The following is a 20,223-nucleotide window of genomic DNA, read 5'->3' on the forward strand; positions in this document are numbered from 1 at the left end:
GGACTTATTCCAAGCCGGCGCGGGTAGCGTCGTCGAGCCGGGTTTGCAGCGACATGGGAGCCGAGAGATCAAACCGCCTGCCGGTGATGGACTGGGGAACTACCCGGTAGAGGAAGTCCTGGCCTACTCCTTGCCATGGGAAGAGAGAACGCCTGACTTCGTCCAAGGCGGGACCGCCCGACCCTGCCTCCCCGGCAACTCCTTTCACTACGACGCTCCAGGCCATGCCGAACTCGGCGCTTACCGAGTCGGCTTCAAGCGCGACGACGGCGTCGTCTTCCATGGCCTGCTGCTTGGTCCCCATTCCGGTCCGAAAGACGATTGTCCGGTTGTCCACGGCGAAATTCACCGGAAAGATGTCAGGGTGGCCATCCACGATCACGGAGAGACGCCCAACATTCGTTTCACCTAGAAGCCTCCAGCAATCATCGGCTTCGAGTACTTCTGCCTCAGGCACTATGTTCTTGTCGGTCATGCGGCGATCCTACGGCGGCACGGTTGCGCCCAACAGGGCCCAAAGTCCTGCCGCGCGGTCCGTCCTGTCCCACCCCCCGCATACCGTTTTGCCGGCCAAGTCCAGGAACGGCACCAAGGAGAAGGAGCAGCAGTCCCAGTTCTGCAAGGCCTGCACCGAAGTAGACGGCTTGCAACGCGCTGAACGGTATCAGGGACATCTGCACGAAGATCCATACCAGGATGGAGTAGGCAGCGATGGTGGTTGCCGGACTGGCCAAGGAACTGCGCCTGAGGAGCAGGACGAAGGCAGCCGTATGGAGGCCGCCCACGACGCAAGCGAGCAGGATTCCGGGAACCAGGTATGTGCTGAAGGGAGAGCCCTCCAGGTACTCAGCCGGCAGTTGTATCTCGGCGGGCAGACCGAGGCGTTCCGGACCCAGCCAGGATCCAAGCGCCAGGGCCGCACCACCGGCAATGGATGTCATGGCTACAAAGCCAAGAACGATCAGAAGCAGCACAATGGTCATCTCTTCCTCCTAAATGATGTTGCCACGAAAGTGCTTGTCCAATGCCACAACCAGGGACGCCAGGAGGGCGACTCCGAGAATGCGCAGCCACGCTTCCCATGACAGGGGAGCAGTGTGGAACACGTCGTTCATGGACGGCAGGTAGGTAAGTGCCGCTTGTCCTGCTGCTTGGATGACAACACCCACAACAAGCCAGTGGTTGCTGAAAAGGGGCAGCTTCCATACGGAGCGCGTCAGTGACCTGCAGCTGAACAAGTAGAAGAGTTCCACCATGACAAAGAGATTGACGGCTGACGTTCGCGCCTCAACGAGCGTGGATCCATGGGTTGTCTCAAATTCGAAGATCCACCAGGTACCACCCACGAGGAGGACGGAAACAAGCAGGATGCGGAGCATCAGGGTCCAGGTCAGCAGGGACTGGCCCGGATCCCGCGGAGGCCTGGACATGAGACCGGGTTCCTTCGGTTCGAAGGCGAGCATGAGCCCAAGGGCAACAGCCGTCGTCATGTTGATCCACAAAATCTGCGTCGGCAGGATTGGGAGCGTCGAGCCCAGGACAATGGCCACCAGGATGACCAGGCCCTCTCCCATATTGGTCGGGAGGGTCCAGGTGATGAACTTAACCAGATTGTCGAAGACATTCCGGCCTTCCTCGACTGCGGCTTCGATGGTCGCGAAATTGTCATCGGTCAGCACAATGTCAGATGCCTCCTTAGCGACTTCCGTTCCTGACCGGCCCATGGCGATCCCGACGTTGGCTTGCCGAAGTGCGGGCGCGTCGTTAACGCCGTCTCCTGTCATGGCGACGACGTGCCCCTTGTTTTGCAGCGCATCGATAAGGCGCAGTTTCAGTTCCGGCGATACCCTTGCGAATACTGACGCCTTGTCCGCCGCGGCCGCCAGTTCTTCCTCGCCCATGCCTTCAAGGTCGGTGCCCGCAAGGGCTCTTTTAGGGGTTGTTACGCTGTCAAGACCAACGGCTTCGGCGATAGCGATGGCGGTTCCAAGGTGGTCGCCCGTGATCATCTTCACGGCAATGCCGGCGTCCCGGCAGGAGCGCACAGCACCTGCGGCTGCAGCCCGCGGAGGATCGTACATCGCCTGAAACCCCGTAAACACGAGTCCTTCAAGCGGTGTCGTGGCGTCGATTTCCGGTGCTCCGGGCAGGCGCTTCATGGCTGTTGCCAGTATCCGGAGGCCACGTCCGGCAAGTTCCTCAGCGGCCTGGCTGATGGTCCGCCCGTCGAGCGGCATGGAGCTGCCGTCGCTGCCCATGTGGCTGGAAGAAAGTTCCAAAACACGTTCAAGGCTTCCTTTGACCAGAAGCAGGCTGCCCGTTTCCGAGGCAGCGTCCTTATGGAAACTTGCCATGTATTGGCGTTCGTGCGTGAACGGGAGGGTGCCCTGCCTGGGATTGCAGGAAATGAAGCGCTGGATATCCACCCCGCCCTTGCCCGAAACCACGATCATGGCCGCTTCTGTAGGGTCACCCCGCACATGCCACTGCCCATCTTCCTGGAAGACTGCGGAATCGTTGCAGACAGCACCGGCCACAAGGCACCAACGTAGCGCAGCGTCACCGGCGGCCGCAGGAACTGCAGGTTGCACCGGGGAAGGAGCCGCGATGGCTCCCGCAGGACCATATCCGGTTCCTGTGACCTCATAGTGGCAGGAGGGCGTCCTTAGCGCGGTCACTGTCATCTGGTTCTCAGTAAACGTGCCGGTTTTGTCCGAGCAGATAACTGTGGTGCTCCCCAAGGTCTCCACCACAGGAAGCCGACGGACCACTGCACGTCGGCGGGCCATCCTTCTCACTCCAATGGCCAGCGTCACGGAGACGGCAGCTGGCAGTCCCTCGGGTATGGCGCCGACCGCCAAGGCGACAGCGGCGGTAAACATTCCGGCGGGATGTTGGCCCCGGACCACGCCAATGATGAAGGCAAGCGCAGCCAACGCGAGGATTGCCACAGTGAGTCTCATGCTGAATGAGGCCAGTTTGTTGGTAAGGGGAGTGGGTGCCGGAGTGACCGCCCCCATGAGCCGCTGGATCGCCCCGAGTTCCGTCTCGCCGGCAATGGCGACGACGATTCCGGAGCCGTTGCCGGTGGTGACCAGGGTACCTCCATAGAGCATGTTGCGGCGGTCGGCCACGGGTGTGGTGAGCGGTAGGACGACCTCGTCTTTGCTCACTGCCTCGGATTCCCCCGTCAGGGCGGACTCGTCAACGCGTAGACCGGAAGCACGTACCAGCCGGATGTCCGCGGGAACCTTGTCGCCTGCTTCCAGCAATACGAGGTCTCCCGGCACCAAATACTCGGAGGCTACCTCCATGCGTTGGCCCCCTCTGAGCACGACGCTGCGCGTAGCCACAAGAGAGCGCAATGCCTCCAACGCCGCCTCTGCACGGACTTCCTGGATGAGTCCGATCACGACGTTGACGATCACAACTCCAAGAATGACGCTGGTGTCCACAAACTCACCGAGAACCAGGGTCACGATGGCCGCAGCAATCAGCACATAGACCAAGGGATTGTTGAACTGACGGCCCGTGGCGCGCAGAATCCCGCTTCGGGCACTGCGCGGGAGCACGTTCAGTCCGTAGGCTTGCCTCCGACCCGCAATTTCATCAACCTTGAGGCCGCGAAACGCGTCGGCTTCCAGGAGCAGCACTACCTCATGGGCGCGCAGGCTGTGGTGGGCTGTCTGGATGCCGTTCTTCATCGGGGCGCATCCTTTGGACTAGCCGGCCAAGAGCGCATCGAGGGTAACGAAACCAAATCCGGCGGACCGTGTCCCTTCAATGACTAACGGCAAAGCGTCTGCATCCAGGGTGCTGCCGTCGTCGGGATTCGAACCAATATGCATGAGGACGATGCCGCCCGGCTGCAAACCCCCCAAGACCTGTTGGAGTACGGATTCACGGGTCATGCCGCCGCTGGTTCCCTGCCATCCGAGGGTGTCCACGCTCCAACGCACGGGCACATAGCCGAGGCCGTTGACTGTGTTGATGGTCCGGGCGTCCCTGTCTCCGAAAGGGAACCGGAAGAAGGGCCGGGGTGAACCACCTGCAGCAACGATGGCCGATTCGGCGCGTCCGATTTCGTCGGCGATCATCGGGTCCGTGAGCTGGGTGAAAGCCGGGTGGGTCATCGAATGGTTGCCCAGGCGATGCCCGGATGCCACTATCCGGGCCACGCCGTCCGGATTGGCCGCTGCCCAGGTTCCTGTCAGGAAGAACGTCGCCCGGACGTTCTCCCGCTCGAGCGTGGACAGAATGCTCTGAAGTCCTGCCGCATTGGCACCGCCGTCGAAGGTCAAGGCGATCTGTTTTCCTGCTCCTGGAATCGACGTGATGTCCTGTCCAAGGAGGGGCTCTGGAAAGGGGAGGGCAGGCGGCGCGGCCGTCGTGGTTCCGGGAACGGTGGGTGACGGTTCCGGTGGGGGAACCAGAGATGGCTCCGTGGTTGGTGTCGTGGTTGGTGTCGCGTCGGGGGTAGGAGGCGTAGGACTGGCTGGGGAACTTGCCGCATCTGGCTCGGGCGATGCAGTCTGCGTCACGGCGCCCGGAGATCCGTTTGGCCTCAAGCTGATCATCAGCGTCAGGCCGGCCGCAATAACCGCCAGGGCAACCAAAAGCACGACGGCGACCATCCGCCGTCGAGCCTTACGCCTGGGCGGCAGGCCGTTCCCGGTCACGGGTGGCCGTCCTGTTGGTTTGGATCCGGAGCCCGGGCCACGTACGGCTCATCAGGTCCCTGGTCAAGCCGGAATGGAGGGTACTCGTCACGCATGAGCGCGCCGTAGGCAATGACGCGGAACACCCATCTGTTCAGGCCCATGATGAAAGCAAAAAGAGGTTGGGGATACCTGCCGGTGAACAGCAGCATCACCAGGGCAATAAGCACCAGCAGGGCAAGCAGCGACAATCCTCCGCCGCGGTCGCCCACCACACCGGCGGGTCCGTCCTGCGAGCGCCACGACCACGTCGCCGTGCCAGTCATGGCTCCGACAATGAGCAAGTGCGGGATGAGCAGGAACCAGGACTTGATAAGGACAAGTCCACGGGAAAGACGCTGCGGATAGTCGATGTCCAGGTCAGCAGGGTAGTTGGCAGGTGCAAGTGTGAACGGTGGGTATTGATCCGTTCCGCCTGCAGCGTAGGCGTAGAAAGCCACACGCCAGGTCCACCGCAGGACGCCCACGTTGAAGTGGAAGAGTGACTGCGGGTACCGGCCCGTGAACAGAATGGCAAACCACGCGATAACGGTGGTCACCGCGAATGCAAACCAAAGGAAGAACAGCACGAAGAAATGCGGAATCGCAAGGAACCATTTGACCAGCCATATCCAACGTGCCAAGGCCGGATCCACATGGCCTCCCAAGCGAACCGGATAGACAATGGTCCCTGCGGCTCCCGGTTGTTGCCCGGCGACGAAGGGTGCCTGCTGGGGCACTGGCGATGTGGCGCGGCCGTGCCTGCCGAGGCCTACGGCGCCTGCTACCAACAACGGCACGCCCAGGACGAGGGCCAGAGTCCCGGCGAGCAGCAGGCCCGTTGCCGCAGGCTTAATGAGCTCTGATCGGAAGCCTGCCTGGAGATCGGCGGAAACACCCTCACTTGCATCGGCATTCATGACGACCACAGTCCAGCTGCCTGCGGATATGTTCCATGTGAGTTCCTGTTGTCCCGGACCGGAAGTTGAGGCGGCCCACATGGGTTGACTATCGGGTGAGGCCGGAGTTGACGACCCCGGGATGTCCCGGTAGACGGGGCGGAAGGGCTGGAACTTCACTTCCTGCAGCTCCGTATAGTGGACTCCCTTCAGATAGGTATCAACATCGGATTGTGGCGCGATGCCGATGAAAACCCGGCCGTCAGGTTCGGCCGGCGTTGCCCTGAGCCTCAGTGTGCCAACGTCGAAGGGGAGCCTTTCAGGGGTTCCTTCGCCGATGGCATCCAGGTGTGGAGAGACCAACGCGTACGATGCCACGGTGTAGCGTTCCGTGCGCGAGGTGAAGTAGCCCTCATCGCCTTGGCCCGAGGCCAATAAGGCAGCCGCTGCCCCTCCAGTGGTGACGACGAGTCCCAAGAGTGACAAAACGATGCCGACGACGAGCATTGCGATTGAGGCTGGTTTCGTCATCGCTACAGTTCTTTCCTTTTGAAAGCCAGCGTGGCCAAGGCGACAGCGGCCGCTATGCCAGCGAGCCCGGTGATCACAGGCCAGACCGGCGAAGGATGTGCTTGATCCGCCGTTATGGCGGCTGCCAGACCGGGGACCCCTGCCGGAGAATAGCTCGCCAACGGGTCCCATGCTCCGCCCACTGCGAGGAGGGCATACAGGCCAAGTCCGGCCCCGGCGGCCCCTGCCGGGGCCGGAATCAAGACCGAAAAGAGTTCCATAAAGGCGAGGATCACCAGTGTGAAGAGGAGGAGCAGGAGCGCCGGGCCCCAGAGCCGGCCGGCGGGTGCGTCGCCAAACACCAATTGGGTGACCAGCCACGTTGCCAAGGTGCCCAGGCCAAACGCGATGGCGAGGAAGAGCCCATGAACGGCTGCCTTGGCAGTGATGAACGTGCTTCTGCGCACAGGCTTGGTGAGGACGAAAGCGGCGGTGCCTTCGCGGACCTCGGTGGAGACCATTCCGCCGTACATGATGATGACGGCGAACAGGATGATCTGGGACAGGTTCTTGACCCATTGCCCGTAAGCGTCGGCAAACGTTGCCGGGGGAAGCGTGATCGACCCCGGGGTCCCGGCCGTAAGTGATCCCAGGAGCTCAGGAGTGATCCGGGCCAGGGGCGGGCCGGTGACGGCAAAGAAGATCACCATCGCGGGAAGCACCCATATACGCCACGTGTGTACTATCTCCTGGGCTTCCTTCCGGGCGAGGACTGGGAAGCTGTTCATGGCACCGGTTCTCCAACGAGTTCGAGGAAAATGTCTTCCAGGCTGATCTCGGCGCTTTCCAGACGCACCAAGCCCGTACCTTGCTCACTGACCAGAGCGGGGATCTCGTGCTGGGCTGCAGCCACATCCGATACGCGCGCGAGGATTTCCCCCCGCGGACCGGGGCGCACCGATATGGTCCACTTCCTTCCGGCGATTGCTTGGGCGAGCCTCTCGGCTCCGGTACTGACCTCCACTGCGATTGTCTGTTGTCCATGCCTGGACCGAAGCTCGTCCATTGAGGATTGGGAGAGGACCTTGCCCTTGTCGAGGATGGCCACTGAGTCGCAAACACGCTCCACATCGCTGAGGATATGGGTTGAGAAGAACACCGTTGTCTGCCCCCGCAGCCCGCCGATGAATTCCAGGAGTTCCCTTCGTCCGCCGGGGTCCAGCGCGCTGGTGGGTTCGTCCAGCAAAAGTAGCCTGGGGGCGTTTATCAAGGCCTGCGCCACACCCAGACGCTGACGCATTCCCCGTGAGTACTTCCCGATTGCCTGGTTGTTTCCCTTCAACCTCATAAAGCCCAACAGCTCCTGGACCCGATCGGCAAGAAGTTTGCCCTTGAGCCCGCACAGCCGGCCGGCGAGCTCAAGGGTTTGGGAAGCTGTCATCCAGTCGTAGAAGGCCGGAACGTCAGGGAGGTAGCCAACTTCGCGACGGACCTGGGGTGCTTCGGCGCCGACGTCCATGCCGAGTATCCGAAGTCCGCCGGATGTAGCACGGGAGAGGCCCGTCATGATGCGGAGCAGTGTGGTCTTTCCTGCGCCGTTGGGGCCAAGGAAACCGAAGATCGAGCCTTCAGGGACGCTCAGGTTGACCGCGTCGAGGGCAATTTTGCGTCCGAAGGCTTTGGTCAGGCCCGAGCACTCAATCACCGCACGTGGGCTTGCCGGTTCAGGAGCCGCAGGCCTTTGGGCTGGAAGCCGCGTTTTCTGGTCCGGTTCCATGTCAGGTGGCGGGTTCGCGTGAATGGACGACGACGACGGGACAGTGGGCGTGTGCGACGACTGCAGAACTCACTGAACCAAGAAGGAGGCCACCAAAGCCACCGTGTCCACGGCGGCCGACGACAACGAGCGCTGCATGCTTGCTGCCTTCCACCAAGGCAGCCCGGGCCGAGCTTTGAACAAGCCGTGTACTGACGTTCTTTGGCAAGTCCGCCCCGAAAGCCTCCTTGAGGGCATCCGCCACGTGTTGCTCGGCATCATGGGCAAAGCCGTCTATGCCCATGGCCAAATAGCCTTCGTATCCCAACGGAAGCTCCCAGCAGCCCCATGCCTCCAGAGGGGCATTGAGTGCCAGGGCCAGATGCTGGCCCTGGCGCAAGGCTTCTACCGACGCTTTGGAACCATCGACACCGACGATGATCTTGCTGGGGTCCAAACGACCGGCCATCAGGCGCTCCTTCTGGTTGCATGGGATTTCATCTGTGCAAGGAGCTCCCCGCCCCAAGTCCGTGCGCGCTCAGTCTCGCCGGCCAAAAGGGGGCCTTCCGTCCCTTTGACGTAGAAAGGCGTGGGCTGGCTGACCAGCGTTGCGCCGGCCTTTTTCAGTTGCTGGGAGATCTTTTTGGCTGCATCGCCGTGGATGAACAACTTGACTCTGGTGTCGAAGGAAGCTGCGAGAATCCCGGAAAGTCCCTGGGTCCCAAGAGCGGCCAAAACTTCCAGGGTCTTGGGCGTTGGCCGCCAGCCGTTGATGGGGCTCCCCACGACCAACAGGTCGCCAACCGAAACGTCCCCGCGGCCGAACTTTCCGACCGGCATTGTCCTTGCGTTGGTCGTTCCCAGACCGGCCGCCACGGCCTCCGCGATGGCCTTCGTATTCCCATAAGCGGAGTCGTAGACAACAACTGCTTTCATGGTGTTTCCCTGTCTCTTCCCTGGTGGAGCCTCGTGGCCGCGGTTTTCCTGCGGGCGGGACGGGCATCTATGAAGAGCGTTGCCCAGTAGGTGCCACCGCCCATCACCATGAAGCCGGTTATTCCGAGCACTGGTTCACCCAACGCGACGCCGGCCAGCAGCAAGGCCAGTCCTGAGAGACCGACAAGGGCTCCCCGGATGGCGTACTTCCAACGGATTCGTCCCAGATCTTCCATGCTCATGAGGGTGGCCAGCCTGGGGTCGTCTTCTTCGAGTCCCCGCGCGATCTTGTCCAATTCCAGCTTCTCGAAGTTGGATAGTTCCATGGTTTTGCCTCCTGCTCTCTTTTCCAGCATGGGCGGCTGCCAGCATGCGAAACAGGGCCAAAAGTCACAACAGGCCCGGGGACCAAAGACCCTCCCCATCCTGCGCCCGTGCGTCCAGAATCAAGGCATGTATTCAGCACATGAAGCTTCGTTGAACAGCGCCCACATCATGTGGTTTGAAGATTCAGGCATCCAGGACATCCCCTTCGTGGGCGGTAAGAATGCCTCACTGGGTGAGTTGACGAGGTCTCTTCGGTCCGCGGGAGTGAAGGTACCTGATGGATTTGCCACCACTGCTGACGCCTACCGCCATTTCCTTTCCGCGAACGGCCTGGAATCGGTGATCAGTGATTCGTTGGACCGTTACCGTTCCGGAGGCTCATCCTTGCGGCAGGCCGGGAGCATCATCAGGGAAGCATTCCTATCGGCCGAATTCCCGCCGGACTTCGCCCGCAGCGTTCAGCAGAGTTACGGCATGCTGTGCGAACGCGCAGGCCAGGAACAGCTTGCGGTGGCTGTTCGGAGCAGTGCGACAGCAGAGGATTTGCCGGACGCGAGCTTTGCCGGCCAGCAGGAAACATATCTCAACGTTTCCGGCGAGCGTGGCGTCCTGGAGGCCTGCAGGCAGTGCTACGCATCCCTGTTCACTGACCGGGCCATCAGCTACAGGGAGATCAAGGGCTTTGGGCACTTGGACGTGGCCCTGTCAGTAGGCGTACAGCGAATGGTCCGCTCCGACGTCGGGGCCTCCGGTGTCATGTTCTCCATTGACACTGAGTCCGGTTTTCCGCGGAGCGTCGTCATCAGCGCGGCCTGGGGTCTGGGGGAGACGGTTGTTCAAGGAACCATCAACCCTGACAAGTATCAGGTCTTCAAGCCGCTCCTGGGCGATCCGTCGCTGGTACCGGTGATCCAACGCGATATTGGAGCCAAGGAACGGAAGATGGTCTACGGGCAGGGTGGTAGTGCCCGGACCCGGCTCGTAGCCACGAGCGAGCAGGAACAGCGCTCGTTGGTCCTGACGGATTCGGAGATACTCCAGCTGGCACGGTGGGGCGCTGCTGTGGAAGAGCACTACGGCCGTCCCATGGATATGGAGTGGGCAAAGGACGGCGTCACGGGAGAGCTGTTCATGGTCCAGGCGCGTCCGGAAACTGTCCAAGCCCAACGGTCTGCCTCCAGTTTCCGCATGCACCACCTTCGGCGCCCTGGGAGGCTCCTGGCAACCGGTGCGGCGGTGGGCGAGTCGATCACCCAGGGCCCCGTCTGTGTCATCCGGGATGCGGGGGATATCGAATCGTTCGTGGATGGCTCCATTCTGGTTACGCAGATGACGGACCCCGATTGGGTCCCCGTCATGAAGCGTGCTGCGGGCATTGTCACGGATCATGGTGGCCCCACCAGCCACGCTGCCATCGTCAGCAGGGAACTCGGGGTCCCGGCAATTGTTGGAACAGGAAACGCCACGGGAGTCCTCAAGCCCGGCTCAGAAGTGACGGTCTCATGCGCTGAAGGTGAGCAAGGCAGGGTTTATGAGGGCTTGCTGGAGTTCGACGTCGAAGAAGTGGACTTGGGAACGCTTCCGGCCACCCGGACTGACGTGATGATCAATGTTGCCAGCCCTTCTGCCGCGTTTCGCTGGTGGCGACTGCCGGCAGCTGGCGTGGGCTTGGCCAGGATGGAATTCATCATCAACAATCTGATCCGCGTTCATCCCATGGCTTTGGTGCACCCGGAGCGGGTCACCGATGCGGATACAGCCGTATCGATCCGTGACCTGACCGCCAATTACGAATGTCCCGAGGAGTATTTCGTTTCGGTCCTGGCCACAGGAATTGCGAAGATCGCGGCTCCGTTCCATCCCAAGCCCGTGGTTGTACGGCTCAGCGATTTCAAGAGCAATGAATACGCGCACCTGATGGGAGGCCAATACTTCGAGCGCCCCGAAGAAAACCCCATGCTGGGCTTCCGGGGCGCCTCCAGGTATTACAGCAATGAATATAAGGAGGGTTTCGAGCTGGAGTGCAGGGCCTTGAAGAGCGTCCGGGACGTTATTGGCTTCACCAACATCATTGTCATGGTCCCGTTTTGCCGAACGATTCACGAGGCGGAGACGGTCATGGATGTCATGGCGGACAACGGTCTGGTGCGAGGCAGCAATGGGCTCAGGATCTACATGATGTGCGAGGTGCCTTCGAACGTCGTGCTGGCAGAACAATTCGCGCAGATGTTCGATGGCTTTTCAGTGGGGTCCAACGACCTCACCCAATTGGTTCTGGGCGTCGATCGGGATTCGGAAATGTTGGCCGGGCTTTTCGATGAACGGGATCCCGCCGTGACCACAATGATTTCCCAAGTCATCAAGGCAGCACATCGTGCGGGAATCAAGATCGGATTGTGCGGTCAAGGGCCAAGCAACCACCCCGATTTCGCCGGGTTCCTGGTCCACGAGGGTATCGACTCGATCTCATTGAACCCGGACACCTTCCTCCGCACCTTGCCGGTGATCGCAGCGGCCGAACAGCGGCCGGCCGAGGACAGCGTCACATGAAGGGATCACCCACCGCTGCAGCGGCCAGGCCCCCTTATGATGCCGTCATTCTTGACTTGGACGGGGTGGTGACCACCACTGCGACTGTTCATCAAGCGGCTTGGAAGGACGCCTATGAGGCGATCATTCGTGATCCCCGCTTTCCGCCGGACGCCGACCGCCGCGCCTTTAAACCGGGCGACTACTTCGGATTGCTGGACGGAAAGCCCCGCGAACAAGGTTTGATGGATCTCATGGCGTCCCGGGGTGTTCGAATACCGGCGGGACTACCAAGCGACCCCACAGGGGAGTGGACCGCTTTCGGTTTGGGGGCGTTGAAAAACAAGGCCTACTTGGCGCGTCTACGGACTGACGGTGTCAAAACCTACCCCGGAACAGTCCAGTTCCTGGCGGGTTTGAAGGCATCGGGGGTGCCAACGGCTGTGGTGACCTCAAGTCGCAATGCCACTGCCGTCCTGGCTGCGGCCGGCATGGAAGATACCTTCGCCGTAGTCCTTGACGGGACGACAGCCACCGCGATGGGCCTTCCCGGCAAGCCTTCGCCCGAGGTCTTCCTTGAAGCCGCCCACCGATTGAACGTCCCGCCAACGCGTGCAGTGGTCATAGAAGACTCTGTTGCGGGGGTGGAGTCCGCGCATCGGGGCGGGTTCGGGCTGGTGGTGGGGATTGATCGCAGGGGAATCAGGAACCAACTCGAAGCCGCTGGCGCGAGCGTAGTGCTCAACGACGTGAGTGAACTTGACCTTGGGCTGGTCATGGGTGAGCCGTGGCAGCTGATCTTCGAGGGCACCGATCCGGACCACGAGGGGCATCGCGAGGCACTGACAACACTCGGGAACGGCTACATGGGCGTCCGCGGCGCCGTGATGGAATCCAACCGGACCACGCGGTATGCCGGGATGTATCTTGCCGGGGTGTTCAATCGTGTCCCGTCCGGAGCCGGTCAGGAGACCGTCTTCGAGGAACACATGGTGAACGGGCCCGATTGCCTCCCGATGGATTTGCGGCTGGAAGGCGGTTCCTGGTGGTCTCGTGACGGGCTGCGGGTGATCCATGAGCGACGAACACTTCAGATGGACAAGGCAGTCCTCGCGCGGCGTCTCGTCCTGGAGTCACCCGACGGACGGCGCCTGGAAGTCAGCGAGGCGCGACTCGTCTCCATGGCCGATCCCCACCTGATGGCCCTCAAGACCCGCATAACGCCACTGGGTTGGAGTGGATTGATTGGAATCCGGGTGGGTGTCGATGTGGGCGTACGCAACGCAAACCTTCCCGAACCACCCTTGACGGGCCGGAAACACTTGACTGACCGGACAACCTTTGACGGAGCGGGCGCCGATCAAGCGAACACCCTGATGGTGGAAGCGGAAACCAGCCAAAGCCAGATTCGGATCGGCGTGGGTCTTCGCGCTGATGTCGGCGGCATCGAGGGGATTCCGGGGAGCAAGGGGGCTTTCCACTTCCGGACTTTCGAAAGCCATTGTTCCGACGGTGCAGCAGTGACGGTGACGAGGATCGTGGCCGTAGTGACTTCCCGGGATAGGCCCATTTCCTCGGCTGGCACGGCGGCCGCCGCGAGCCTTGTAAGGGCCGGCACTGATTTCGACAAGCTCCTGCGGGCCCATGAGGCGGCGTGGCAGCGAACGATCCGCCCGTTCAAGGTGGAATTGGATGCTCCGGCACAGGTAAAGCTGGTCCTGAATCTCCACCTGTTCCACTTGCTGCAAACGCTGACGCGGCATACAAGCGAACTTGATGTTGGCGTGCCTGCACGGGGGTTGCATGGTGAAGGGTACCGGGGCCACGTCTTCTGGGACGAGCTGTTCGTCCTTCCCGTTCTCACGTCAAGGACACCTGACGTGGCGCGGGCCTTGTTGGACTACCGTTGGCGACGGCTCCCCGCGGCCCGGCAGGCTGCGGCCGGCGGCGGTCTACCCGGTGCCAGGTTTCCGTGGCAAAGCGGGAGCGACGGTACTGAAGAAACTCCGCGGTGGCTGTACAACGCGAGGTCGGGACGTATGGTGCCGGACCACTCGCACCTGCAAAGGCATGTGGGGCTTGCTGTGGCCTTTAACGCGTGGCAGTACTTTGAGGCCACCAACGACTTGGCGTGGCTTTCGAGGAAAGGGGCGGACCTTGTGGTGGAAGTTGCCCGCTATTTTGCCGCTGTCGCCGAGTACGACTCCGCGGACCACCGCTACCACATCCGTGGGGTAGTGGGACCGGACGAGTACCACACGTGTTTGCCTGGAAACAGGAATCCCGGCCTCGATGACAACGCGTACACCAACGTGATGGCTGCGTGGGTCTGTGCCTGTGCAGCAGGGATTCCCGATACCTTCTCGGGTCATGAGTTGGCCGACCTCCTTGAACGCCTTTGCGTCACGGAACACGAAGTTGCCCGGTGGAGCCGCCTGTCCCGTGCCATGTTTGTGCCCTTCACCAAGGATGGAATCATCAGCCAATTCGCCGGCTATGACCGGCTGGAGGAACTGGACTGGGACAAGTACCGCCAACGGTACGACAACATTGAGCGGTTGGACCTCATCCTCGAAGCAGAGGGAGACGATGTCAACAGATACAAGCTGGCCAAACAGGCCGACGTTCTCATGCTGCCTTACCTCATGGGACGACAAGGTCTCATTTCGTTTCTAGGCAGGCTGGGTTACGCCCTGCAGCCGGAACAGTTGGATCGAACGGTTGAGTACTACCTGGCGAGAACGGCGCACGGTTCGACTTTGAGCAGGGTCGCGCACGCCTCTGTACTGGCCGCCTTGGACCCGGAACGTGCATGGGAGAGTTTCAGGGAAGCCCTTGACGCTGACCTCGATGACACCCAGCACGGCACCACTAAAGCAGGTATACATCTGGGAGCGATGGCTGGCACCATAGACGTGGTCCAGAGAAGCTTCGCTGGCCTGCGGCTGGACCGGATGGGGTTGTCGTTCACGCCGAACATGCCCCACGGCCTTCGATCGGTCTCCTTCCACGTGACCTACCGGGGCCACTTCATGGACATCCAACTGAAGGATGGACGCATCCGCATTTCCTCTGCCCCGGGCGACGCACCACCGGTCAGGGTCACGGTCCATGGCCAAACCGTGATGTTGGCGTGTGGAGACACCCGAAGCTTCCGGATGCAATCAACACGCCGGAGCGATCGCCAATGAACCGATTGGGCATCCTGACAAGCGGTGGCGACTGCCCGGGCTCGAACGCTGTCATCAGAGGGGCGGTGCTGGGAGGAGCCTTGACCCACGGGGTCGAATTCGTTGGATTCCGCGACGGCTGGCGAGGCGTGCTGGAGGACGACGTCATCCCGTTGCCTCGGCGGGCTGTTCGCGGAATCTCCCGACTCGGCGGAACAATCCTGGGCACGTCACGGACAAATCCTTTGAAGGCGGACAGCCCCGCGCCTGTATCGGATTCGTTGCAGCGCAATGGAGTGGAGGGATTGATTGCGATAGGGGGAGAGGGCACCCTGGCTGCGGCCAGGATTCTGTCGGATGCAGGGATCAACGTCATCGGGGTGCCGAAAACCATTGACAATGACTTGGGCGCTACCGACTTCACATTTGGTTTCGATTCCGCAGTCCAGACGGCCACTGAAGCGATCGACAGGCTGCGCACCACGGGTGAGTCGCATCATCGGTGCATGATTGCTGAGGTGATGGGACGCAACGCCGGGTGGATCGCGCTGCATGCGGGCATGGCCGCAGGTGCACACGCCATACTCATTCCCGAGCATCGAGTGACTATGAACCAGATTGCCGCATGGGTCAATTCGGCGCATGCGCGCGGCCGGGCGCCCTTGGTTGTTGTCGCCGAGGCGTTTGTGCCTGCCGGCCGGGACGCACCGTACTCGCCGCGTGGACTGGACACATTCGGCCGCCCCCGCCTCGGTGGCATCGCGTTGCTGTTGGAACAGCAACTGCAGGACCTTACGGGAATCGAGACCCGCGCAACCGTTCTTGGCCACATTCAACGTGGCGGCGAGCCCACTGCTTTTGACCGGGTCCTGGCAACCCGTCTGGGAATGGCAGCGGTCCGGGCAGCCGCGGCCGGAGAATGGGGGACCATGGTGTCCCTGCGCGGAACGGACATTACTACCGTGGGCCTGGAAGCCGCCTTGGGGACCACCAAATCGGTGCCGGTTTCACGGTATTTGGAAGCCGAGGAACTCTTCGGCTAGGCCCCGGCGGCCGCACCCGGCCGGAAGCAAAGTTCCCGACAAATCGATTGGCCCGGTGAGGCCGGGCCAAACGACTACTCCCTGGTGATGGGGATTCTTGAATGGGAGGCTACCGACGCCGGCTCCGGGATGGGAGCCCTTACTTCCAGGACCCCGTCTTTATACGACGCCTTAACATCACTTTCCTGCACCCCGTCAGGTAGCGGGACGCGCCGGAAGAAGGATCCGTAGCGGAACTCTGAGCGATAACTGTCTTTGTCCTTCTGCTCTTTCTTCTCCTGCCTTTCGGCCTTGATCGTCAATGCGCCATCGGAGACGGTGATTTCAGCGTCCTTTTCGGGATCGATTCCGGGGAGCTCGGCCCGGACAACCAAGGTGTTGCCCTCAATCACTTCTTCAACCCTTATCGCACCCGTGCCGGTGTCTGCATCGAAGAGCCTCTCGATTAGCTCAATGGGCGAACGACGCGAGTCAAACCATTTCATCAAGTCCGTCATGTCTTCCTCCTGGTCCGATCAACTCTGGTGTAATCAACGCCGGGACTGGTTCCCCGGGCACTTATAGCCTCGGTCACCAAGGGACGGCCATCCAGAGTCGAAAGTCCTTCGAAGCCAGCGGACCGGTCCTGGCCACCTGCCGGGGCATCTAATGGTCAGTGGACGTGGAGCACGGCAGCTCCGGTGATCCGGTCGTTGGCCAGGTCGTCCAGGGCCTGGTCTGCCCGCGCGAAGTCGTACGTGGTTGTGGTCGGTGTCAATGCCATGTCCGCTGCGATGGCCAGCAGTTCTACGCCGTCCGCGCGCGTATTGGCTGTTACGCTCCGGACCTGGCGTTCGTAGAACAGGTCGTCGGCATACCGGAGTGATGGAATGTCCGTGAGGTGTATGCCGGCAATGGCCAGGGTTCCGCCGCGGTCCAGCGACCTCAATGCGTAGGGCACCAGATTTCCCGCCGGTGCGAAAAGAATGGCGGAGTCGAGTTTTACCGGAGGAACGTCTGCGGCGCCCCCAACGTACTCCGCACCAAGGGAACGGGCAAGCGCCTGGGCTTCGGCTGAACGTGTCATGACGAAGACCGAGGCGCCCTGATGCATCGCAATCTGGGCGGTGAGGTGAGCAGAGCCCCCGAAACCGTAGATGCCCAGGCGCCCACCTGGCGGTAGGGAAGATCGTTTCAGCGCGCGGTAGCCGATAATTCCCGAGCAGAGAAGGGGAGCGGCCTGTTCGTCCGTGAAGCGGGCGGGGACGGCATAGACAAAATCCTCCTGGGCCGTTAGCAGCTCCGCGAATCCACCGTCGCGGTCCCATCCCGTGAAGGTTGGTGCCAGGCAAAGGTTTTCCTTGCCCCGTCGGCAGAAGGTACAGGTTCCGCAGGTGCCACCGAGCCATGCCACGCCTACGCGGTCGCCCGGCGCGAACCTGCTTTCATTCGAGCCGGTTTCGAGCACAGTCCCAACGGCCTCGTGGCCCGGAACCACGTTGGCGCCGCGCGGCGGCAAATCACCTTCAGCCAAGTGCAGGTCGGTCCGGCATACACCGCACACACTCACACGGATCAATATCTCCCCGGCTTTGGGCCGGGGATCTGTCCGATTTCCTTGCACCAAGGGCCGGGTCGATATTGGTCCGGGATTACCTACCCACCATGCACGCATTACTACGTCCTTCCATGATTCACTGCCACGAGGCTTGCAGGTTGGATGGGCCCAAACCAGAGCCAAAGGTCACGGGACACCACTCTTGGGGCCGGGCGGGATCCTCCTGCGGAGTCGTCCTGCGATCTCGACGGCGGCGCTGGACGCCACCGCAACTACCAACGTCACCGGTAAGAGATCGCCCGGGGGCCAGTCGAGCCGGAAGAAGTCACTGAGCAGCGGGAAACTGAACACACTGATGGTGCCGATATACATCGACACAAGGACAGCCGTTTTCCTGGCGTCGAGCGGACGCGCGATGACTGCCAGGATCCACGAACCAATGAGTGTCAAAGCCATGGTCGATGCGGAGCGGGCCTGGTCGATGCTGAAGTTGCCTGTGGCTTCGACGTAGTAATTGAGCGCGGTTACCCCTGCTGCGGTGGCCAGCCCCGCAGGTACAGCGAAGGACAGCGAGCGGCGCAGGAATCCGCGGTATAGCCACGCGAATTGGGAAGCAAGGCCAGGAAGAACGCGGGCAGCCCGATGGTCAGTCCATCGACGGCGGACAGTTGGCGTGGAAGGAATGGAAAGGGCAGCAGGAGCGTCCCGCAGAACACGGAAATAGCAACCGCATAGGCCGTTTTGCTGAGAAACAACATGGAAACCCGCTCCATGTTGTTGATTACCCTGCGCCCTTCAGCCACCACTGCAGGAAGCCGGCTGAATTTGCCGTCGAGCAGGACGATGCGCGCCACAGCCTTGGTGGCCGGCGCTGCAGAGTCCATCGCAATGCCAAGGTCTGCGACTTTGAGCGCCAAGGTGTCATTGACACCGTCTCCCGTCATCGCAATTGTGTGGCCCCGGCGCTGCAAGGCGAGCACCAGCTCCCTCTTTTGCTTCGGGGAGACGCGTCCGAACACCGAATGTTCTTCGATGAGCCTTTCCAACACTGCGCGATCTTCCGGCAAGGTGCTGGCGTCGATTGCACCCGTGTCTTCCAGGCCCAGCTTGCCGGCCAGCAGACCAACTGTGCGCGGATCATCGCCGGAAAGAATCTTTATGGCCACTCCCTCTTCACGGAAGTAGGCCAGCGTGCGCGGTGCATCCTGCCTCATACTTTCACGGAATGTCAGGAGCAGCACCGGTTCGCAATCGGGGGGCAAGCGGATCTGGGACCCATCAGTGTCCAAAATGGAGCGGCTTAACGCCATGGTTCGGAAACCGGACGAAATCAGCCGTTCAGCCCGTTGCCGTGCGGAACTGCAGCCAGGATGGCCTCCCGCCAGGACAACTTCCGGGGCCCCAAGTACCCACGTGCAGGAGCCGCCCTGGGATTTTTCGAGTGTCACCGAACTCCACTTCCGCGCTGAGTCGAACGGCACTGAAGCCAAGGCGTACGGCTCCCGTTTCAGGGGGAAAGCCTCCCCGACGGACCGTGAGGTGGCGTTGGCCGGCTGATTGGCACCAAACCATTCCAATGCCTCGCTCCAGCCATCCATAGCGTCGTCCCGGAGGTGGTGGACGGCGTCGAAGGCCATTTGTCCGTCCGTGAGCGTTCCTGTCTTGTCCAAGCACAGGACGTCCACGCGGGCGAGTACTTCAACAGCTGCCAGTTCCTGGATGAGGACTTTCTGCCGGGCCAGGCGAACGGCACCAACTGCGAAGGCGACGGAGGTCAATAGCACCAAGCCGAGGGGAATCATGGCTATGGTACTTGCTACTGTGGATACAGCGCTCTGCCGCCAATCCCCGGAAGCCAATGCTGCCTCCCAGCCGTCCTGCTGGACAAACTGCGAATTCAATACCAGCAGCGTCACCGGCAGGACGATCCAGGCCACGACACCAAGCACCTTGTCGATTCCCCTGCGTATTTCGGAGGTCACAAGGGAAAAGCGTTTGGCATCAGCTGTCAGGCGGTTGGCAAATGTTTCCCTGCCGACCCTGATGAGCCTGGCAGAACCGGACCCGGCAAAAACCAAGGAGCCAGACAACAGCAGGTCCCCGCTGCGCTTGGGGACAGGTGCGGATTCGCCGGTGAGCAACGACTCGTCCACCTCCAGGGAACCGTCCCCGATGACAACTGCGTCAGCTGGCAGTTGATCGCCGGCGCCAAGCAACAGCAGGTCATCCATCACCAGTCCGGTTGCGGGAATTTCCTGGTTATGTCCGTCCCGGACCACTCTGGCCGTGGCTGCGTGGATGATGGTCAGGCGATCGAGTGATCGTTTGGCGCGGTATTCCTGAATCACGCCAATGAGGGCGTTTCCGATGGCCGCCAACCCGAAAAGGGCGTCTTGCCACTGTCCGAGGAAGAGCAGAAGCATAAACCCGGACAGCACTATGCCGTTGAAAAGCGTAAGGACGTTGGCGCGGACGATAGCCGCCAAGCTTCGGCTGGTTGGGTCGGGCATGACGTTGACCATGCCGTCACGGACCCGCTGCGAGACTTCCTCGGCCGTAAGACCCGCAGGCCGACCGTACGAATTGGTCACTGGCTGCAACCCTCGCTGCAATCGTTTGCACCCCTCGTACGGTGCATGCTACCTCCACGCTGTTCACGCTCAGATAAAAGGGTTCCGGATATGGGGACGTTGGTCTAGGGCCAAAGGTCATGGCCCGGCAAGTGCTCCCTTCAGACGTTCCGGGACATATGTCCGTATCCCGTGATTTCCCCTAGACTCAACCAAGAGACACCCGTGGACCGACGCAAGGGAGTCCGG

17 protein-coding genes are annotated in these 20,223 nt (G+C 61.5%); 3 read left to right on the forward strand and 14 right to left on the reverse strand.

The window, feature by feature from the left end; translation table 11 throughout:
• Nucleotides 1-4 precede the first annotated feature (4 nt).
• From KSW38_RS05650 to KSW38_RS05695, 10 genes are read right to left on the reverse strand one after another with little or no spacing between them, the layout of a single operon-like run.
• Nucleotides 5-475 (reverse strand): pyridoxamine 5'-phosphate oxidase family protein, encoded by a 471-nt coding sequence (locus KSW38_RS05650; RefSeq protein WP_216923607.1) that lies wholly within the window; start codon nucleotides 473-475, stop codon nucleotides 5-7.
• Nucleotides 450-983, reverse strand: a complete 534-nt coding sequence (locus tag KSW38_RS05655) for a hypothetical protein (RefSeq protein ID WP_216923608.1) — start codon at nucleotides 981-983, stop codon at nucleotides 450-452. The genes KSW38_RS05650 and KSW38_RS05655 overlap by 26 nt, the downstream gene beginning before the upstream one ends.
• Before the next feature lie 9 nt (nucleotides 984-992).
• Nucleotides 993-3,704, reverse strand: coding sequence for an HAD-IC family P-type ATPase (locus KSW38_RS05660; RefSeq protein ID WP_216923609.1), 2,712 nt, complete (start codon nucleotides 3,702-3,704; stop codon nucleotides 993-995).
• A gap of 18 nt (nucleotides 3,705-3,722) precedes the next feature.
• Nucleotides 3,723-4,679, reverse strand: a complete 957-nt coding sequence (locus KSW38_RS05665; RefSeq protein ID WP_308169287.1) for a polysaccharide deacetylase family protein — start codon at nucleotides 4,677-4,679, stop codon at nucleotides 3,723-3,725.
• Complete coding sequence (locus tag KSW38_RS05670) at nucleotides 4,676-6,127, reverse strand: DUF4389 domain-containing protein (protein ID WP_216923610.1); 1,452 nt, start codon at nucleotides 6,125-6,127, stop codon at nucleotides 4,676-4,678. Before KSW38_RS05670 ends, KSW38_RS05665 begins: the two co-directional genes overlap by 4 nt.
• Nucleotides 6,128-6,129: 2 nt before the next feature.
• Nucleotides 6,130-6,894: an ABC transporter permease gene (locus KSW38_RS05675; protein ID WP_216923611.1), complete on the reverse strand. Its 765-nt coding sequence runs from the start codon at nucleotides 6,892-6,894 to the stop codon at nucleotides 6,130-6,132.
• Entirely contained in the window at nucleotides 6,891-7,883 is a 993-nt protein-coding gene (locus KSW38_RS05680; protein WP_216923612.1) for an ABC transporter ATP-binding protein, read from the reverse strand. The genes KSW38_RS05675 and KSW38_RS05680 overlap by 4 nt, the downstream gene beginning before the upstream one ends.
• Before the next feature lies 1 nt (nucleotide 7,884).
• Nucleotides 7,885-8,331 carry a universal stress protein gene (locus KSW38_RS05685; RefSeq protein ID WP_216923613.1) on the reverse strand — a complete coding sequence of 149 codons (447 nt, stop codon included), beginning with the start codon at nucleotides 8,329-8,331 and terminating at the stop codon, nucleotides 7,885-7,887.
• Entirely contained in the window at nucleotides 8,331-8,798 is a 468-nt protein-coding gene (locus KSW38_RS05690) for a flavodoxin family protein (RefSeq protein WP_216923614.1), read from the reverse strand. The genes KSW38_RS05685 and KSW38_RS05690 overlap by 1 nt, the downstream gene beginning before the upstream one ends.
• On the reverse strand, nucleotides 8,795-9,124 hold the full coding sequence (locus KSW38_RS05695; protein WP_216923615.1) for a DUF3040 domain-containing protein: 330 nt from the start codon (nucleotides 9,122-9,124) through the stop codon (nucleotides 8,795-8,797). Before KSW38_RS05695 ends, KSW38_RS05690 begins: the two co-directional genes overlap by 4 nt.
• 127 nt (nucleotides 9,125-9,251) lie before the next feature.
• Here KSW38_RS05695 and ppsA point away from each other — a divergent pair, with 127 nt between their 5' ends.
• Genes ppsA through KSW38_RS05710 form a run of 3 tightly spaced genes read left to right on the forward strand, consistent with a single transcriptional unit; the run spans nucleotide 9,252 to nucleotide 15,867 of the window.
• Nucleotides 9,252-11,675, forward strand: coding sequence for a phosphoenolpyruvate synthase (gene ppsA, locus KSW38_RS05700; RefSeq protein ID WP_216923616.1), 2,424 nt, complete (start codon nucleotides 9,252-9,254; stop codon nucleotides 11,673-11,675).
• On the forward strand, nucleotides 11,672-14,845 hold the full coding sequence (locus KSW38_RS05705; protein WP_216923617.1) for an HAD-IA family hydrolase: 3,174 nt from the start codon (nucleotides 11,672-11,674) through the stop codon (nucleotides 14,843-14,845). Before ppsA ends, KSW38_RS05705 begins: the two co-directional genes overlap by 4 nt.
• The gene (locus tag KSW38_RS05710) at nucleotides 14,842-15,867 is read left to right on the forward strand and encodes an ATP-dependent 6-phosphofructokinase (protein ID WP_216923618.1); all 1,026 of its coding nucleotides are present in this window, start codon (nucleotides 14,842-14,844) and stop codon (nucleotides 15,865-15,867) included. The genes KSW38_RS05705 and KSW38_RS05710 overlap by 4 nt, the downstream gene beginning before the upstream one ends.
• Before the next feature lie 74 nt (nucleotides 15,868-15,941).
• On the opposite strand, the gene KSW38_RS05715 is transcribed toward KSW38_RS05710, so the two are convergent.
• From KSW38_RS05715 to KSW38_RS05725, 4 genes are all read right to left on the reverse strand, one after another.
• Nucleotides 15,942-16,364 carry an Hsp20/alpha crystallin family protein gene (locus KSW38_RS05715; RefSeq protein WP_216923619.1) on the reverse strand — a complete coding sequence of 141 codons (423 nt, stop codon included), beginning with the start codon at nucleotides 16,362-16,364 and terminating at the stop codon, nucleotides 15,942-15,944.
• Nucleotides 16,365-16,519: 155 nt separating this feature from the next.
• Entirely contained in the window at nucleotides 16,520-17,521 is a 1,002-nt protein-coding gene (locus tag KSW38_RS05720) for a zinc-dependent alcohol dehydrogenase family protein (protein WP_216923620.1), read from the reverse strand.
• Between the two features lie 69 nt (nucleotides 17,522-17,590).
• Nucleotides 17,591-17,860 carry a hypothetical protein gene (locus tag KSW38_RS23700; RefSeq protein WP_308169288.1) on the reverse strand — a complete coding sequence of 90 codons (270 nt, stop codon included), beginning with the start codon at nucleotides 17,858-17,860 and terminating at the stop codon, nucleotides 17,591-17,593.
• Between the two features lie 68 nt (nucleotides 17,861-17,928).
• The gene (locus KSW38_RS05725) at nucleotides 17,929-19,995 is read right to left on the reverse strand and encodes an HAD-IC family P-type ATPase (RefSeq protein WP_308169289.1); all 2,067 of its coding nucleotides are present in this window, start codon (nucleotides 19,993-19,995) and stop codon (nucleotides 17,929-17,931) included.
• Nucleotides 19,996-20,223: the final 228 nt, after the last annotated feature.

Origin of the sequence: Paenarthrobacter aromaticivorans, assembly GCF_019038615.1 — a bacterium.
GTDB classification, from domain to species: domain Bacteria; phylum Actinomycetota; class Actinomycetes; order Actinomycetales; family Micrococcaceae; genus Arthrobacter; species Arthrobacter aromaticivorans.

Coding starts and splice junctions, on each gene's coding strand:
- KSW38_RS05650 (WP_216923607.1), bottom strand. CDS start 475: ATGACCGACAAGAACATAGTGCCTGAGGCAGAAGTACTCGAAGCCGAT.
- KSW38_RS05655 (WP_216923608.1), bottom strand. CDS start 983: ATGACCATTGTGCTGCTTCTGATCGTTCTTGGCTTTGTAGCCATGACA.
- KSW38_RS05660 (WP_216923609.1), bottom strand. CDS start 3,704: ATGAAGAACGGCATCCAGACAGCCCACCACAGCCTGCGCGCCCATGAG.
- KSW38_RS05670 (WP_216923610.1), bottom strand. CDS start 6,127: ATGACGAAACCAGCCTCAATCGCAATGCTCGTCGTCGGCATCGTTTTG.
- KSW38_RS05675 (WP_216923611.1), bottom strand. CDS start 6,894: ATGAACAGCTTCCCAGTCCTCGCCCGGAAGGAAGCCCAGGAGATAGTA.
- KSW38_RS05680 (WP_216923612.1), bottom strand. CDS start 7,883: ATGGAACCGGACCAGAAAACGCGGCTTCCAGCCCAAAGGCCTGCGGCT.
- KSW38_RS05685 (WP_216923613.1), bottom strand. CDS start 8,331: ATGGCCGGTCGTTTGGACCCCAGCAAGATCATCGTCGGTGTCGATGGT.
- KSW38_RS05690 (WP_216923614.1), bottom strand. CDS start 8,798: ATGAAAGCAGTTGTTGTCTACGACTCCGCTTATGGGAATACGAAGGCC.
- KSW38_RS05695 (WP_216923615.1), bottom strand. CDS start 9,124: ATGGAACTATCCAACTTCGAGAAGCTGGAATTGGACAAGATCGCGCGG.
- ppsA (WP_216923616.1), top strand. CDS start 9,252: ATGTATTCAGCACATGAAGCTTCGTTGAACAGCGCCCACATCATGTGG.
- KSW38_RS05705 (WP_216923617.1), top strand. CDS start 11,672: ATGAAGGGATCACCCACCGCTGCAGCGGCCAGGCCCCCTTATGATGCC.
- KSW38_RS05710 (WP_216923618.1), top strand. CDS start 14,842: ATGAACCGATTGGGCATCCTGACAAGCGGTGGCGACTGCCCGGGCTCG.
- KSW38_RS05715 (WP_216923619.1), bottom strand. CDS start 16,364: ATGACGGACTTGATGAAATGGTTTGACTCGCGTCGTTCGCCCATTGAG.
- KSW38_RS05720 (WP_216923620.1), bottom strand. CDS start 17,521: ATGCGTGCATGGTGGGTAGGTAATCCCGGACCAATATCGACCCGGCCC.
- KSW38_RS23700 (WP_308169288.1), bottom strand. CDS start 17,860: ATGGCTTTGACACTCATTGGTTCGTGGATCCTGGCAGTCATCGCGCGT.